This window comes from Mycolicibacterium cosmeticum, assembly GCF_000613185.1.
GTDB lineage: Bacteria > Actinomycetota > Actinomycetes > Mycobacteriales > Mycobacteriaceae > Mycobacterium > Mycobacterium cosmeticum.
Genome location: NZ_CCBB010000001.1, coordinates 1,000,298 through 1,015,897, shown reverse-complemented (window position 1 = coordinate 1,015,897; position 15,600 = coordinate 1,000,298). Strand labels below are relative to the sequence as shown.

The 15,600-nt window shown below is 67.9% G+C and carries 14 protein-coding genes; 11 read left to right on the top strand and 3 right to left on the bottom strand.

What is annotated here, in order from left to right:
- Positions 1 to 24: 24 nt before the first annotated feature.
- On the top strand, positions 25 to 1,392 hold the full coding sequence (locus tag BN977_RS04860; RefSeq protein ID WP_036396559.1) for a class I adenylate-forming enzyme family protein: 1,368 nt from the start codon (positions 25 to 27) through the stop codon (positions 1,390 to 1,392).
- 39 nt (positions 1,393 to 1,431) lie between these two features.
- On the opposite strand, the gene BN977_RS04855 is transcribed toward BN977_RS04860, so the two are convergent.
- On the bottom strand, positions 1,432 to 2,196 hold the full coding sequence (locus BN977_RS04855; protein ID WP_036396558.1) for an SDR family NAD(P)-dependent oxidoreductase: 765 nt from the start codon (positions 2,194 to 2,196) through the stop codon (positions 1,432 to 1,434).
- A gap of 77 nt (positions 2,197 to 2,273) precedes the next feature.
- Here BN977_RS04855 and BN977_RS04850 point away from each other — a divergent pair, with 77 nt between their 5' ends.
- From BN977_RS04850 to BN977_RS04835, 4 genes are all read left to right on the top strand, one after another.
- Positions 2,274 to 3,152 (top strand): ArgK/MeaB family GTPase, encoded by an 879-nt coding sequence (locus BN977_RS04850; RefSeq protein ID WP_036396556.1) that lies wholly within the window; start codon positions 2,274 to 2,276, stop codon positions 3,150 to 3,152.
- A 70-nt stretch (positions 3,153 to 3,222) separates the two neighbouring features.
- Positions 3,223 to 3,636, top strand: coding sequence for a Zn-ribbon domain-containing OB-fold protein (locus tag BN977_RS04845; RefSeq protein WP_024452157.1), 414 nt, complete (start codon positions 3,223 to 3,225; stop codon positions 3,634 to 3,636).
- Positions 3,637 to 3,691: 55 nt separating this feature from the next.
- On the top strand, positions 3,692 to 4,837 hold the full coding sequence (locus BN977_RS04840; protein WP_036396555.1) for a thiolase family protein: 1,146 nt from the start codon (positions 3,692 to 3,694) through the stop codon (positions 4,835 to 4,837).
- Positions 4,838 to 4,886: 49 nt separating this feature from the next.
- Positions 4,887 to 5,804: an enoyl-CoA hydratase gene (locus BN977_RS04835; RefSeq protein WP_036396553.1), complete on the top strand. Its 918-nt coding sequence runs from the start codon at positions 4,887 to 4,889 to the stop codon at positions 5,802 to 5,804.
- 55 nt (positions 5,805 to 5,859) lie between these two features.
- On the opposite strand, the gene BN977_RS04830 is transcribed toward BN977_RS04835, so the two are convergent.
- Both BN977_RS04830 and BN977_RS04825 read right to left on the bottom strand, forming a co-directional pair.
- Complete coding sequence (locus BN977_RS04830) at positions 5,860 to 7,479, bottom strand: FAD-dependent oxidoreductase (protein ID WP_036396552.1); 1,620 nt, start codon at positions 7,477 to 7,479, stop codon at positions 5,860 to 5,862.
- Between the two features lie 14 nt (positions 7,480 to 7,493).
- Positions 7,494 to 8,204 (bottom strand): IclR family transcriptional regulator, encoded by a 711-nt coding sequence (locus BN977_RS04825; RefSeq protein ID WP_109790164.1) that lies wholly within the window; start codon positions 8,202 to 8,204, stop codon positions 7,494 to 7,496.
- Positions 8,205 to 8,303: 99 nt separating this feature from the next.
- On the opposite strand from BN977_RS04825, the gene BN977_RS04820 reads away from it, so the two are divergent.
- Genes BN977_RS04820 through BN977_RS04795 form a run of 6 tightly spaced genes read left to right on the top strand, consistent with a single transcriptional unit; the run spans position 8,304 to position 15,599 of the window.
- Positions 8,304 to 9,179 carry an alpha/beta fold hydrolase gene (locus tag BN977_RS04820; RefSeq protein WP_036396551.1) on the top strand — a complete coding sequence of 292 codons (876 nt, stop codon included), beginning with the start codon at positions 8,304 to 8,306 and terminating at the stop codon, positions 9,177 to 9,179.
- Positions 9,176 to 10,861 carry a bifunctional 3-(3-hydroxy-phenyl)propionate/3-hydroxycinnamic acid hydroxylase gene (locus tag BN977_RS04815; RefSeq protein WP_036396550.1) on the top strand — a complete coding sequence of 562 codons (1,686 nt, stop codon included), beginning with the start codon at positions 9,176 to 9,178 and terminating at the stop codon, positions 10,859 to 10,861. Before BN977_RS04820 ends, BN977_RS04815 begins: the two co-directional genes overlap by 4 nt.
- Positions 10,782 to 11,723, top strand: a complete 942-nt coding sequence (locus BN977_RS04810; RefSeq protein WP_084172403.1) for a 3-carboxyethylcatechol 2,3-dioxygenase — start codon at positions 10,782 to 10,784, stop codon at positions 11,721 to 11,723. Before BN977_RS04815 ends, BN977_RS04810 begins: the two co-directional genes overlap by 80 nt.
- Positions 11,720 to 13,456 (top strand): FAD-binding protein, encoded by a 1,737-nt coding sequence (locus tag BN977_RS04805; RefSeq protein ID WP_036396548.1) that lies wholly within the window; start codon positions 11,720 to 11,722, stop codon positions 13,454 to 13,456. The genes BN977_RS04810 and BN977_RS04805 overlap by 4 nt, the downstream gene beginning before the upstream one ends.
- Entirely contained in the window at positions 13,453 to 14,763 is a 1,311-nt protein-coding gene (locus BN977_RS04800; protein WP_036396547.1) for an LLM class flavin-dependent oxidoreductase, read from the top strand. Before BN977_RS04805 ends, BN977_RS04800 begins: the two co-directional genes overlap by 4 nt.
- A 2-nt stretch (positions 14,764 to 14,765) precedes the next feature.
- Positions 14,766 to 15,599, top strand: a complete 834-nt coding sequence (locus tag BN977_RS04795; protein ID WP_234709500.1) for a coniferyl-alcohol dehydrogenase — start codon at positions 14,766 to 14,768, stop codon at positions 15,597 to 15,599.
- Position 15,600 lies beyond the last annotated feature (1 nt).

Sequence of the window (15,600 nt, the reverse complement as noted above, 5' to 3'; positions counted from 1 at the left end):
CAATCTGGATAAGATAGGGGTCTGATGACCGGCGCCGTGCTCGCTTTCGACGACCAGCAGTACACACTGGCCGAACTCGACGCGCTTGCCGACGGGCTGGCGGGCACCCTGGCCGGTCGTGGTGTCCGGCGCGGAGATCGGGTGGCGCTGATGTCCTCCAACCGGCCCGAGTTCGTCATCGCGCTGCGCGCCATCTGGCGGCTCGGTGCCGCGGTCGTCCTGATCAGCCCGTCCTGGAAGCGCGCCGAAGTGGCGCATGCGCTGGCGTTGACCCGGCCCGCGCTCGGTGTCGGGGACCAACCGCTGCTGGCCGAGTTGGTGCCCACGCTGCATCTCGACGAGCCGATCATCCCGGGCGGCGGCAGTTGGGCGGCGGTGCGGGCGGACGCCGATGCGCTGTTCGTCTTCAGTTCGGGGACCACCGGCATGCCCAAGGCGGTCCGCCACACCCACGCCGGTTTCGCCACGGCGATCCGGCACTGGCGGCACGCCCTCGGCCTCACCGCGCACGACCGGATGCAGATCATGACACCGCCATCGCACATCCTGGGCCTGCTCAACATCGCCACCGTGCTCGACGCCGGCGCGTGGATGCGGCTGCACCGTCGCTTCGACATCGACGCCATGCTGCGCCACATCCAGGCCGACCGGATCACCGTCGAGATGGCCGTCGCGCCCATCGCCCTGGCCATGAGCGCCCACCCGGATCTGGAGTGCTATGACCTGTCGTCCTTGCGGTACATCATGTGGTGTGCCACCCCGGTGACCAAGAGTGTCGCCGACACCGTCACCGAACGGGCTGGGGTGCAATGGGTCTCGGCGTACGGCGCGAGCGAGCTGCCGGTCATCTCGTGCTGCCCCATCGGGGCGGCCCGGCTGGACACGGTCGGCAAACCGGTGCCCGGGGTGAGGGTGCGCATCGCGCCGACCGGGGAGATCGAGGTCCGCTCGGAGTCGGTCATGGCCGGCTACCTGCCCGACAGCGACACCGCCGCGGTCTGCGAGGACGGCTGGTACCGCACGGGTGACATCGGACATCTGGACGAGGACGGTTGGCTGCACATCACCGACCGGCTCAAGGAGATGATCAAGGTACGCGGATTCCAGGTCGCCCCGGCCGAGGTGGAGGCGGTATTGCACGCCCACCCCGCCGTCGCGGACTGCGCGGTGTTCGGGATACCCGATCCCGCCGACGGTGAGGCGGTTGTCGCGGCAGTGGTGGGCGCGCAGCTGTCGGAGGCCGAGATCGCCGACTGGGTCGCACAGCGATTGGCCTCCTACAAGAAACCGCGCCGGGTGGTGGTCGTCGACGAGATTCCGCGTCTGCCTTCGGGAAAGGTGTTGCGGCGGGTGCTTCGGGACCGCTGTGCGGGCCCGGCCGTCACCCGCTGACCGACTCCTCGCGGCGTTGCCCGGTGTTGCCCGCCGGCCTCACTTGGGCGGGAACCGCAGCGCCCCGTCGAGCCGGATCACCTCGCCGTTGAGATAGTCGTTCTCGATGATGCTCTGCGCCAGTTGGGCGTACTCCGTCGAACGCCCCATGCGCTTGGGGAAGGGAACCTGCGGGGCCCAGTACTGCTCGAGCTGATCGGCGGCCTTGCCGTAGGCGGGAGTGTTGATGGTGCCCGGGGCGATGGTGACCACCCGGATGCCCAGCGGTGACAGATCGCGCGCGGCCACCAAGGTCATGCCCAGCACCCCGCCCTTGGCGGCGGCGTACGGCAGCTGGCCGATCTGCCCTTCGTAACCGGCGATGGAGGCGGTGTTGACGATGACGCCGCGGGCGCCCTCGGCCAGCGGCTCGGTGCGGGCGATCGCGGCGGCGGACAGGCGCAGCACGTTGAACACCGCGGTCAGGTAGAACTTGATCGTCTTCTCGAAACCCGCGAGGTCCAGCGGGGAACCGTCCTTGCCGATCAGCCGGCCGCCGGTCGCCGGTCCGCCGTGGGTGTCCACCGAGATACGCAGCGGCGCAAGGGATTCTGCTTCAGCGATCGCGGCGTTGACGGACTCCTCCGACGTGGCATCGGTGCGCACGTAGCGCACACCGAGCTCGTCGGCGAGCTTCGGGCCTTTCTCGTCGGCAAGGTCGGCGACCACGACCTTGGCGCCCGCGGCATGCAGTCGCCGGACGGTGGCTTCCCCCAAGCCTCCGGCTCCGCCGACGACGAGCGCTGAGCTACCGGCGATGTCCATGTGGTTCCCTTCTTGCAACTGTCACTCTCGACACGTGAGAATAACATTCTCATGACGAGCGCCTAAGGTCACTTCCGATGGACATTCACGAGCTCCTGACGGCCGCGCGGGATGGATCCCAGCGGGCCACCGGCCGGCTGCTGAGCCTGGTGGAAGGCGACCGACGGGCGGAGGTGCTCGCCGCGCTGTCGCCGCGGCCGATCCGCACCATCGGTATCACCGGGCCGCCCGGCGCGGGCAAGTCGACCACCGTCGCGGTGCTCGTCGCCGCGTACCGGGCCCGCGGGCTGCGGGTCGCCGTCCTGGCCGTCGATCCGTCCTCGCCGTACAGCGGTGGCGCGCTGTTGGGGGACCGCATCCGGATGGCGGCCCATCTCGACGATTCCGATGTCCTGATCCGATCGGTGGCCACCCGCGGCCATCTCGGCGGCCTGTCGGCGGCGGTGCCGGCGTCGATCAGCCTGCTCGCCGATCTGCGCTACGACCTCGTCGTATTGGAGACGGTCGGGGTCGGTCAGTCCGAGGTGGAGATCGCGGCGGTCGCCGATCCCACCGTGGCCATCTTGAATCCCGGTGCCGGTGACGCGGTTCAGGCGGCCAAGGCCGGCCTGCTGGAGGTGGCCGACATCATCGTCGTGAACAAGGCCGACCGCGAAGGTGCCGATCAGACGGTGCGCGACCTGCACATCGAGACCGGAATGCCGGTACTGAAGATCATCGCCGCACAGAACGACGGTATCGGGGAACTCGTCGACGCCGTCGACGCCCACCACCGCGCCGATGACGCGGGTCGGCGCGCGGCACGGGCGCGGTTGCAGATCTTGTCGCTGGCGCAGAGTGCGCTGCGGGCGCATCCGGGACTGGCCGAATTGGCCGCCGAGGTCGCGGCCGGCGATATCGACGTGTACGCCGCGACGGCCCGGTTGTTGGACGGAGCCCAGGTCAAGGCCGAATGAGAATCTGGTTTCCAACTTTCGGAAGTGCTACTGTACGAAACCGTTAACGTATTCTGTTCCGAGGAGTCCGATGCCGAAGGCGCTTGCCCCCGAGATCTCCACCTGGCCGGACGAGGATCCGCAACTGATCGGTAGTCAGTGCGCTGCCTGCTCGGCCACGACGTTCCCCCGCCAGCAGCGTTGCCCGAAGTGCAGCAAGGCCGAGATGTCCGATGTGCTGTTGCCGCGCCGCGGCACGGTGATCGCCTGGACCACGCAGGGTTTCCCGCCCGGTGCGCCGTACGCCGGGCCCACCGGCAAAGACTTCGTCCCGTTCGGCGTCGGGCTGGTACAGCTCGGTGACCGGATCCGCGTCGAGGGCCGGCTCACCGAAAGCGATCCCGCCAAGCTGAAATTCGGCATGGAGGTCGAGCTGACCATGGTGCCGTTCACCACCGACGCCGACGGCGACGAGATCATCACCTTCGCATTCCAGCCGGTCTGAAAGTTCTGCAGATGAGCACCGGCACGAAGAGCCAACCAACACAGGGGTTTTCGATATGAGTAGTGACGTGGCCATCATCGGCGTCGGCATCCACCCGTTCGGCCGGTTCGACAAGACCGCCATGGAGATGGGTGCCGAGGCCATCACGAGTGCGCTGGCCGACGCCAAGCTGGAGTGGAAGGACATCCAGTTCGGCTTCGGTGGCAGTTACGAGGTGTCGAACCCGGACGCGGTCACCCGGCTGGTCGGGCTCACCGGCATCACCTTCACCAACGTCTTCAACGCGTGCGCGACGTCGGCCAGCGCCATTCAGCAGACCGCCGACACCATCCGGCTGGGCAAGTACGACATCGGTATCGCCATCGGTTTGGACAAGCACCCGCGCGGTGCGTTCACCGACGACCCCGCCAAGTTGGCCTTGCCGCAGTGGTATGCGAACAACGGCCAGTTCGTCACCACCAAGTTCTTCGGTATGAAGGCCAACCACTACATCCACAAGCACAACATCTCCGAGGAGACGCTGGCACGGGTGGCCAACAAGAACTTCCGCAACGGCGTGCTCAACCCGAACGCGTTCCGCCGCAAGGAGATCTCGGTGGACGAGATCATGGCCTCGCCGGTGCTGAACTACCCGCTGCGGCAGTACATGTTCTGTGCGCCCGACGAGGGCGCCGCCGCGGTGATCATGTGCCGCGCCGATATCGCGCACCGCTACACCGACACACCGGTGTACGTGCGTGCCAGCGAGATCCGCACCCGCACCTACGGCGCCTACGAGGTGCATGCCACGTCGGCGCCGCTGGACGAGGACCCGTCACCGACGGTGTTCGCCGCCAAGGCGGCCTACGAGGCGGCGGGTATCGGCCCAGAAGACGTCGATATCGCCCAGTTGCAGGACACCGACGCCGGCGCCGAGATCATCCATATGGCCGAGACCGGACTGTGCGCCGACGGTGAGCAGGAGAAGCTGCTCGCCGACGGTGCCACCGAGATCCACGGGTCCATCCCGGTCAACACCGACGGCGGGCTGATCGCCAACGGCGAGCCGATCGGGGCCTCGGGCCTGCGGCAGATGCACGAACTGGTGCGTCAGTTGCGCGGCCAGGCGGGGGAGCGGCAGGTCCCGGGCAAGCCTCGGGTGGGGTTGGCCCAGGTGTACGGGGCGCCCGGCACCGCGTCGGCGACCATCCTGTCGCTCTGAGACGCCCCGTGTGCGGTAATGGCGTTCTCGTAGGAATAGAGTGCGATTCATGGCTGTGACCGACTCGGAGACCCCCGACTATCGCTTCGTCACCTACGAAACCCTCGACGAAGGCACGATCGCCCGGATCATGCTCAACCGCCCCGAGGCCCGCAATGCGCAGAACCGCGGCATGCTCGTCGAACTGCACGACGCCTTCCTGCGGGCCGAGGCCGACGACACCGTGCGGGTGGTGATCCTGGGCGGGCACGGGCCGATGTTCTCGGCCGGCCACGACGTCGGATCCAAGGTCCAGATCGGTGAGTACTCGCCCGGCCCGAACCAGCACCCGAGCTTCACCGTCGACGGAGGCACCCGGGAGGGTGCGGAGAAGCTGATGTTGCAGGAGTGGCATCACTATTTCGAGAACACCCGGCGGTGGCGCAATCTACGCAAGATCACCATCGCCTCGGTGCACGGCGACGTCTACGCCGCGGCGCTGATGCTGATGTGGTCCTGTGACCTGATCGTCGCGGCGGACAACACCCGATTCACCGACGTCGTCGGCACCCGGCTGGGCATGTGCGGTGTCGAGTACTTCGCCCACCCGTGGGAGTTCGGCGCCCGCAAGACCAAGGAGCTGATGCTCACCGGCGACACCCTCTCGGTCGAGGAGGGCCACGCGCTGGGCATGGTGTCCAAGATCTTCCCGCTCGACGAACTGGCGGACAAGACAGTGGAATTCGCGCGGCGGATCGCCAAGGTGCCGACCATGGCCGCGCTGCTGATCAAGGAATCGGTCAACCAGACGCAGGACAACCAGGGTTTCTACAACTCGCTGAACGCCTGCTTCACCATGCACCAGCTCAACCACAGCCACTGGTCGCAGGTGCACGACAACAAGTTCCCGGTGGGACTGGCCGAGGACGGCCTGGACGATTGGCGCACCGCGGGCCCGCCGAAGGCCGCCGTCAAAGACCAGCCCTGACCAGCGATTTGTGGAGCCGCACCCGTAATCATTACGGGTGCGGCTCCACAAATCGCTATGGGGTGGGGGCGGATTCGCCGGTGGCGGCGGTGTGGCCGCTGCGATAGCCGAACACCAACGCCGGACCCAGTGTGCCGCCGGCGCCGCCGTAGGCCTTGCCGGTCACCCCGGCCATCGCGTTGCCCGCGGCGAACAGCCCCTCGATCACCGTGCCGTTGACGTGCAGCACCCGGCCATCACCATCGGTGCGCGGCCCGCCCTTGGTGCCCATGGCGCCGATGGCCACCGGGACCGCGTAGAACGGTGCGGTGTCCAGTGGCCCGAGGGTCTGCAAGGCCGGTGTCGGTGCCGCGTTGTCACCCCAGTAGCCGTCGTAAGCGCTTGCGCCACGACCGAAGTCGGGATCCTGTTCGTGTTCGACGCCGGCGTTCCAGGCATCGACGGTCCGGCGTAGGCCACCGGCGTCGATGCCGGTCGCGTCGGCGAGGTCTTCCAGCGTGGCCGAGCGGTGGAACCAGTCGGGCGCCGTGCCGCCGGGCTCGACGCCCAGGAAGCCGTAGCGCTTGAGGTGCTGGTCGTCGAAGACGATCCAGGCCGGATCGTTGAGGTAACCGGCGCGCGGGTCCAGATGGTGGAACGGCCCGGCCATCGAGTTGTATTCGCCCGCTTCGTTGAGGAACCGCTTGCCGGCCCGGTTGACGATGATGCTGCGCGGCCGGGTGCGCTCCAGCCGGACGCTTCGGCTGCGCGGCACGCCGCCGAGCGTATCGCCGGGAATCTGCACGATCGGCACCCACCACGCCTCACCCATGTTGGCCAGGTCGGCACCGTGTGCCATGGCCATCCGCAAGCCGTCACCGGTGTTGTTCGGCGGGGACACCGCGCCGCGCATCGGCCCGCGCAGGTAGGCCTCCACCAGTTGCGGGTCCCATTCGAAGCCGCCGGTGGCCAGGATGACACCGCGACGGGCACCGACCCGGATATCGGTGCCGTCGACGGTGATTCGCACGCCGGTGATCCGGCCGGACTCTTCGATCAACTCCTGCGCGCGGGCTTGCGTCACCGGCGTCACGCCGCGGTCCAGCAGTCCCTTGAGCAGCCCGGCGATCAGCGCGGTGCCGGCCACACAGTAATCGCCGTCCATGTCGTCGACGGCGGCGTGGATGCGGGCGCGCGTTTCGGCGTCGATGCCGACGTTGCTGAAGTCCACCGGGAAGGCGGTGATCCGGTCGTGCCATTCCCCGATCCGGGACAGATCGAAGGGCTTGGCATTCAGCGATCGTCCGCCGCCCGGGCGCCCGCCCGGCAGTTCCGGTTTGTAATCCGGGAAACCCTCGGCGATGTCGAAGCGCAGCTCGCTGTGTGCCTCCAGGAAGTCCAGCATGACGGGCCCGGTGCGCACGAACGTCTCGACCAGGCCGCGGTCCATGACGCCCAGCGACTGGGCCGCAAGGTACCTCAGTCCATCCGCCACGCTCAGATCGGCGCCGGCGAGCCGGTCGTGGGCGGGGATCCAGACGATACCGCCCGACACCGCGGTGGTGCCGCCCACCGTGGGCGCCTTCTCGTAGACCGCGACCGACGCGCCGTGCACCGCGGCGGTGAGCGCGGCCGCCAGCCCGGCGCCGCCGGATCCGAGAACGACGACGTCGACTTCCTGGTCCCAAACCGACACGGTTGCAATTCCTTTCAGCCGAGAATCTCGGAAAGTTGGCTGGCCGCGCGCATCACGGCATCCCGGCCGCGCAGCACGACGTCCTCCCGGTGGGAGATGAGGTTGATGCAGGTCGGGGGCGACGGCGGCCGCCGGCGCACGGGCACCGCCAACCCGTAGGTGTCCGGCTCGATCTCGCCGTGGGTGATCACCCAGCCCTGATCGCGGGCCTGCCGCACCAGGTCGCGTTCACCCGGCCGCGGCGGCATGCTCGACAGCAGCGCGATGCCGGCCGAGCCGCGCTCCAGCGGGTAACGGCTGCCCTCGTGGAAGGACAGTTGGTAGAAGACCAGCGTCGGAACGATGACGGCGATGGCGACCTGCTGGTCACCCTCGGCCACCAGGAGCGACACCGTCGTGCCGAGATCGTCGGCGAGCAGGCGCAGCGTCGGCACGCTGAGCTGGCGCACATTGTTGTCGAAGGATGCACCGAGCACCGCCAGCGTGGCGGCCGGCCGATACTTGCCGTCCTCGCCCTTGGTGATGAAACGCGATTGCGCGAGCGTGCTCAGCAACCGGTAGGCGATGGTCCGATGCACGCCCACGAAATCGGCGACCTCGGCCGCCGTGATGCCCGACGGGGCGCTGGCGACGGCTTGCAGCGCGGAAAGGCCTCTGGCCAGGGTCTGTGATCCGGCGGCGGCGCGTTCCGGTCCACCGCCGTTCGGTCCCTTGACAGACATCATCACGAGAGTGATGCTCTATACATAGTGCACATTGATGTCCGATATTAGCACACTTGATTAGTCGAAGACGAGAATGATGTTTCCGCAGGAAGGGGCGGCATGGCAGCGACTCCGGTGCACGAAAGCGTCTGGAGTGACCTTCAGGGCGTGGCGTTCGAGCAGGGCTACCTCGACGCCGGCGGGGTGCGCACCCGCTACCTGCACGCGGGGCAGGAGGGCCGGCCGGTGCTGGTTCTGCTGCACGGGTCCGGTGGCCACGCCGAGGCGTACGTGCGCAACCTGGAATCGCACGCCGAGCACTTCTCCACCTGGTCCATCGACATGCTCGGCCACGGCTACACCGACAAGCCGGGCCACCCGCTCGAAGTCGCCCACTATGTCGATCATCTGCTCGCCGTCTTCGACGCGATCGGCGCACAGCGGGTGTATCTCTCGGGTGAGTCGCTCGGCGGTTGGGTCGCCGCCCGTGCCGCGTCGGACCACCCGGATCGCATCGAACGGCTGGTCCTCAACACCGCGGGCGGATCCCAGGCCGACCCGGAGGTGATGAAACGCATCAGGACGCTGTCGATGGCCGCCGCCGAGAACCCGGACTGGGCGACGGTGCAGGCCCGCATCACATGGCTGATGGCCGACAAGTCCAAGGGTTACGACGATATCGTCGCCAGCCGCCAGAAGGTGTACCAGCAACCCGGTTTCGTCGCCGCGATGAGCGACATCATGGCGCTGCAGGATCCCGAGATCCGCGCACGGAACCTGCTCGGTCCCGCCGAGTACGGCGCGATCACGGCCCCCACCCTGGTGCTGTGGACCAGTGACGATCCGACGGCCGATGTCAGTGAGGGCAGGCGCATCTCGGAGATGATTCCCGGCGCCAGGTTCGAGGTGATGGCCGGTTGCGGGCACTGGCCGCAGTACGAGGATCCGAAGACGTTCAACCGCCTGCACCTGGACTTCCTGTTGGGTCGCGCATGACCGATATCGACGTCCTCGTCGTCGGGGCCGGGCCCGTCGGCCTGACCCTGGCCAATACCCTTGGCGCCCAGAGCGTCCGGACCCTCGTGGTGGAGGACCGGAACACGCTCATCGACTATCCGCGCGGCGTCGGCCTCGACGACGAATCGCTGCGCACGTTCCAGTCGATCGGCCTGGTCGAACAGATCCTGCCGCACACCGTGCCGAACCAGATCCTGCGGTTCTACGACGGCAACCGCCGGTTGCTCGCCGAGGTGGCACCGCCCGACGCCCGGTTCGGCTGGCCCAAACGCAACGGTTTCGTCCAGCCATTGGTCGATGCCGAACTGCTCAGGGGGCTGGAGCGCTTCCCCGATGTACAGGTGTCCTGGAGCACCCGGATGGAGAACTGCGTGCAGGACCCCGACGGCGTGACTGTGCAGCTGCACCAGGACGGCACCCCATCGACGGTGCGGGCTCGCTATGTCGTCGGCTGCGACGGCGGGCGCAGTGCCACCCGGCGCATGATGGGTGTGACGTTCGAGGGCACCACCTCCGAGACGCGGTGGCTGGTGGTCGATCTGGCCAACGATCCGCTCGGTCATCCGAACAGCGAGGTGGGCGCCGACCCGGCCCGGCCGTATGCGTCCATCTCGATCGCGCACGGTATCCGCCGCTTCGAGTTCATGATCCACGCCGGCGAGACCGACGAACAGGTGGAGCGGCCGGAGTTCATCGCCCGCATGCTGGCCCCCTTCGTCCCGCACCCCGACCGGGTCGACATCATCCGGCACCGGGTCTATACCCATCACTCCCGCATCGCGGGATCATTCCGCGCCGGACGCCTGCTGCTCGGCGGTGACGCCGCACACCTGATGCCGGTGTGGCAGGGCCAGGGTTACAACAGCGGTATCCGCGACGCCGCCAACCTCGGCTGGAAGCTGGCCGCCGTCGTCAACGGGCGGGCGCGGGACACCCTGCTGGACAGCTACGACACCGAACGCCGTAAGCACGCCCGCGCCATGATCGACCTGTCCACGCTCGTCGGACGGGTCATCTCGCCGACCAATCGGCAGGTGGCCGCGGTGCGGGACACGGTGATCCGCGCTGCCTCGGTGGTGCCCACGCTGAAGCGATACGTGCTGGAGATGCGGTTCAAGCCGATGCCGCGCTACGACGCCGGTGCCGTGGTGCACGACGCGGACCCGGGGTCGACCTCGCCGGCGGGCACCCTGTTCATCCAGCCGCACGTGGACACCCGCACCGCGCAGAACGTGCTCCTCGACGACGTGCTCGGCACCGGTTTCGCCGTGCTGGCCTGGAACAACAACCTCCGTCGTCTGCTCGACGCCGACGTCTTCGGCCGCTGGAAAGCGCTGGGCACCAGGTTCATCGAGGCCCGGCCCGCAACCCAGCTGCACTGGCCTGGCCACGACGACCCCGATATCACCGTCGTCGGTGACCGGACCGGGGCGCTGAAGAGGTTCTTCGATGCCCATACCGAGTCCGTGTTGTTCCTGCGCCCGGACCGGTGCATCGCGGCGGCGTGTATCGCCCAATTTGCGAGCGACGTGAGCAACGAGGTGTTCGACGTCCTGTGTCTGACCGAGGGAGGTGAACCCCATGTCACGAATCGCCCTGTGCTGCATGTCGCACAGCCCGCTGCTGAATCTGCCGGGACCGTCGGTGGAACTGCTGGATGACATCAACAACCACCTCGCCCAGGCCCGCGCCTTCGCCGCGGACTTCGATCCGGAGCTCGTCGTCGTCTTCTCCCCGGACCACTACAACGGATTCTTCTACCGGCTGATGCCGCCCTTCTGCATCGGTGGTGCCGCGACCGCAGTGGGCGATTACGGCACCTACTCCGGCCCGCTGGACGTCCCCGCCGCACTGGCCGACCAGATGGTGACGGCCGTCTGGGACGCCGGCGTCGACGTCTCACTCTCGGCAGCCATGGAGGTCGACCACGGGACGGTGCAACCGCTGGAGGTGCTGTTCGGTGACGCCGGTTCGCGACCGGTGATCCCGGTGTTCATCAACTCGGTGGCCACCCCGCTCGGCCCACTCAAGCGGGTCCGCGCCTTGGGCGCCGCCATCGGCGACTTTCTCGGCGGCCTCGGTAAGCGTGTGCTGATCGTGGGATCCGGTGGGCTGTCGCATGATCCACCGGTGCCGACGCTGGCGACCGCCCCACCGGCGGCGCTGGCCCGCATCGTCGGCGGGGCGCCGATGACGCCGGAGGGCAGGGCGGCGCGTCAAGAGGCCGTCATCGCGGCGGCCCGCGACTTCGCGCACGGCCGCAGCTCCCTGCAGCCGTTGAACCCGGAATGGGACCGCGCCCTGCTCGACCTGATCGACAGCAATCGGCTGGCCGAGCTGGACGGTTGGAGCAACGAGTGGATCGCCCACGAAGCCGGCAACTCCGCACACGAGATCAGGACCTGGGTGGCGGCCTTCGCGGCGCTGGCCGCGACGGGGGACTACCAGACCGAGCAGCGCTACTACCGCGCCGCTCCCGAGCTGATCGCGGGCTTCGCGATCCGGACGGCGGTCGTGGTATGAGCGACGCCAGCGACCATTTCGACCACACCGTCGATGTCCTGGTCATCGGATCCGGGGCGGGTGGCATGACGGCTGCGCTGCGGGCGAACGCGGCGGGCCTGGACACCCTCGTCGTGGAGAAGTCACCGAAATTCGGTGGCTCGTCGGCCCTGTCCGGCGGTGGCATCTGGGTGCCGGGTGCGCCGTCGCAGCGCAAGGCCGGGTATTCGCCCGACCCGGACGGGGTCTTCCGGTACCTGAAGACCATCACCGGCGGGTTGGTCAGCGACGAGCGGCTGCGCGCTTACGTCGACACGGCCCCGGCGATGATGGAGTTCCTGGAGAAGACCAGCAGCTGGTTCGAATTCGTCTGGAAGCCCGGGTACGCCGACTACTACCCGGAGCTGCCCGGTGGTTCGGCGCGCGGCAGCACGATCAACGTGCCCGAGATCGACCTGCGCACGCTCGGCGACGAGGAACAGAATCTGCTCGCTCCACTGGCGCTGGCGCCGAAGGGAATCTGGTTCGCCCCCAAGGATCTACGGCTGTTCTACCAGGTCCGGCAGAACTGGCGGGGCAAGGCGGTGCTGGTCAAGTTGATCTGGCGGATGATCCGGGCCCGGGTGTTCGGTGATCGGATGGCCGCCATCGGGCAATCCCTGATGGCGCGGATGCGGCTGGCGCTGAAGGAGAAGAACATCCCGTTGTGGTTGTCGGCGCCGATGACCGAACTCATCACCGATATCGACGGGAACGTGGTCGGCGCGGTGGTGCAACGCGACGGCAGCGTGCTGCGGGTGGCGGTCCGGCGCGGCGTGATCATCGCGTCCGGCGGCTTCGACCATCACATGGATTGGCGCAGACAGTACCTCCCGCTACTCGAAAAGGACTGGAGCTTCGGCAATCCCGCGGCCACCGGGGACGGCATCCGGGCGGGGGAGAAGGTCGGTGCCGCCACCGACCTCCTGGACGAGGCATGGTGGTTCCCGGCCATGTGTTGGCCCGACGGGCGGCTGCAGTTCATGCTCAACGAGCGGATGATGCCTGCGCAGTTCGTGATCAACGGTGCAGGCAAGCGGTTCGTCAACGAGGCCGCTCCGTACATGGATTTCGCGCACGCCATGATCCAGGGCCAGCAGAACGGCATCACACACATCCCGTGCTGGCTGATCACCGATATCAGGTCCTTCCACCGATACGTGGTCGGCGGCCATCTGCCCATCCCCAAGATCCCGTTCGCCCCGGTGCCAACGGGCCGCAGAATTCCGCAGTCCTGGTTGGATTCGGGCATCGTGGTGGCCGCCGACAGTTTCAAGGACCTGGCGGCGAAGATCGGCGTACCGCCCGATGAACTGCAGCGCACCGCCTTCCGCTTCAACGAGCTGGCCGCCAAGGGGCACGACGACGACTTCGACCGCGGTGACAGCGCGTATGACAACTATTACGGCGACCCGACCCTGCCCAACCCGAATCTCGCTCCGCTGGGCAAGCCACCGTACCTGGCCTTCCAGATCATCCTCGGCGACCTGGGCACCTCGGGCGGACTGCGCACCGACGAGCACGCCCGGGTGCTGCGCGACGACGGCAGTGTGATCGGCGGGCTGTATGCCACCGGCAACGCGTCGGCGGCGGTGATGGGTCGCAGCTACGCCGGGGCCGGCGCCACCATCGGACCCGCGATGACGTTCGGTTACGTCGCCGCCGGTCACATCTTCGACAACTCCCCCCAATCCGACCGAGAGGTACCCGCATGAAAATCTCGCTGTTCTACGAGTTTCCGCTGCCACGGCCCTGGGCCGAGGACGACGAGCACCAGTTGTTCCAGCACGGGCTCGACGAAGTGGAGTTGGCCGACAAGGCCGGCTTCTCCACCGTGTGGCTTACCGAGCATCACTTCCTTGAGGAGTACTGCCACTCGACGGCACCGGAGCTGTTCCTGGCGGCGGCCAGCCAGCGCACCGAGAACATCCGGCTGGGCTTCGGCGTGATGCACCTGCCGCCGCCGATCAACCACCCGGCCCGCATCGCCGAGCGCGTCGCCACCCTGGATCACCTGTCCAACGGCCGCGTCGAATTCGGTACCGGCGAGGGCTCTTCGGTCGCCGAACTCGGCGGGTTCGACATCGACCCGGCCGACAAACGCACCATGTGGGAGGAGGCGCTGGAGGTGTCCGTCCGCTGTATGACCGAAGCGCCGTTCACCGGATTCAAGGGTGAGCATGTCGAGATGCCGGCCCGCAATGTGGTGCCGAAGCCGCTGCAGGGCCCACACCCACCCGTGTGGGTGGCGTGCACCCGGCCGTCATCGGTGCAGATGGCCGCCCAGAAGGCGATCGGGGCATTGAGTTTCGCGTATACCGGTCCCGAGGCACTCAAGGAGCGGGTGGACGGCTACTACCGGGAATTCGAAGAGCAGGGCACGCCCGTCACCCCCGCGATCAACCCGAACCTGCTCGCCATCGGCGGTGACCTGTCGATGATGGTGGCCAAGTCCGACGAAGAGGCGCTCACGCGGTTGGGCATCGGCGGCGGATTCTTCTCGTTCGGCATCATGCACTACTACCTGACCGGCATGCACACGCCCGGCCGCACCGGGGTGTGGGAGCTCTACGAGAAGGCCGTCAAGGACGATCCCACGCTGGCCTACGGCCCGGGGCGCGGCGCCATCGGATCACCGGACACGGTGCGCGAGTTCCTGCGCGGCTACGAGGCCAGCGGCGTCGACGAGATCATCCTGCTGCTCAACCCGCGCAGTCACGAGGGCACCATGGAGTCCATCGAGATCATGGGCAAGGAGATCCTGCCCGAGTTCATCGAACGCGACGCCGAGGCCGTGGCGGCCAAGGCCAAGCGCCTGGAACCCGTCATCGAGAAGGTCGAGGCGCGTCGCCGGCCGTCGGATGCTCCGCTGTTCGACGAGACCTACTCCTTCGGGGGCCTGCCCACCGGCCGGGGCGGCAAGTTCACCGCCGGTGAGATTCCGGAGGCGATGGCCGAGATCAACGAGGGCCGGGTGAAGGCCGCGCAGTTGGAGAAGGAAAAGCGCGAGGCGAGAAGCTGAGCGTGCCCGACCGTTGGCGGTACGACGGCCGACGGGTGGTGGTGACGGGGTGCGCGTCGGGTATCGGCGCGCACCTGGCCACCCAACTCGCCGACCTGGGTGCCCACGTCACCGGGCTGGACCTGCGCCGCCCGGAACGACCGCCGGCCGAGTTCGTCGAAATGGACTTGGCCGACGAGGATTCCATCGACGCGGCGGTCACCGCCGTCGGCGGGCCCGTCGATGCCCTGTTCAACGTGGCCGGTGTGTCGTCGGGGATCGGTGATCCGCTGCTGGTGGTGAGCATCAACTTCCTCGGCACGCGGCATTTCACCGAGGCGCTGCTCCCGCGGATGCCGGCCGGTTCGGCCATTGCGAACGTCTCGTCGTTGGCCGCCGCCGACTACCTGGCCAACGCGGCGGTGACCGCGGGACTGCTGCGCACCACGTCGATGGCCGACGGCATCTCGTGGTGCCAGGCCAACCCGGATGCGCTGGCCGACGGCGGGTATCGGCTCTCCAAGGAAGCCATCATCCTCTACGGGATGGCCCACGCCCTGTCCCTGGGGCAGCGCGGCATCCGCATCAACTGCACCGGGCCCGGTGTCACCGAAACACCGATCCTGGATCAATTGCGCACTGCGTACGGCCAGGATTACCTGGACGCGTTCCCGACGCTGCTGGGCCACGTGTGCGGTCCCGACGAACAGGCGTCCGTGCTGGCCTTCCTCAACAGCGCGGCGGCAAGTTACATTTCGGGACAGGTGATCTGGGTGGACGGCGGCACCGTCGGCGGCCGGATCGCCGCGGCGCTGCCGTCGAAGCCGGCGCAAGAGGCACTGGAGGGAAGCGACTAGA

Coding starts and splice junctions, on each gene's coding strand:
- BN977_RS04860 (WP_036396559.1), top strand. CDS start 25: ATGACCGGCGCCGTGCTCGCTTTCGACGACCAGCAGTACACACTGGCC.
- BN977_RS04855 (WP_036396558.1), bottom strand. CDS start 2,196: ATGGACATCGCCGGTAGCTCAGCGCTCGTCGTCGGCGGAGCCGGAGGC.
- BN977_RS04850 (WP_036396556.1), top strand. CDS start 2,274: ATGGACATTCACGAGCTCCTGACGGCCGCGCGGGATGGATCCCAGCGG.
- BN977_RS04845 (WP_024452157.1), top strand. CDS start 3,223: ATGCCGAAGGCGCTTGCCCCCGAGATCTCCACCTGGCCGGACGAGGAT.
- BN977_RS04840 (WP_036396555.1), top strand. CDS start 3,692: ATGAGTAGTGACGTGGCCATCATCGGCGTCGGCATCCACCCGTTCGGC.
- BN977_RS04835 (WP_036396553.1), top strand. CDS start 4,887: ATGGCTGTGACCGACTCGGAGACCCCCGACTATCGCTTCGTCACCTAC.
- BN977_RS04825 (WP_109790164.1), bottom strand. CDS start 8,204: ATGATGTCTGTCAAGGGACCGAACGGCGGTGGACCGGAACGCGCCGCC.
- BN977_RS04820 (WP_036396551.1), top strand. CDS start 8,304: ATGGCAGCGACTCCGGTGCACGAAAGCGTCTGGAGTGACCTTCAGGGC.
- BN977_RS04815 (WP_036396550.1), top strand. CDS start 9,176: ATGACCGATATCGACGTCCTCGTCGTCGGGGCCGGGCCCGTCGGCCTG.
- BN977_RS04810 (WP_084172403.1), top strand. CDS start 10,782: ATGTCACGAATCGCCCTGTGCTGCATGTCGCACAGCCCGCTGCTGAAT.
- BN977_RS04805 (WP_036396548.1), top strand. CDS start 11,720: ATGAGCGACGCCAGCGACCATTTCGACCACACCGTCGATGTCCTGGTC.
- BN977_RS04800 (WP_036396547.1), top strand. CDS start 13,453: ATGAAAATCTCGCTGTTCTACGAGTTTCCGCTGCCACGGCCCTGGGCC.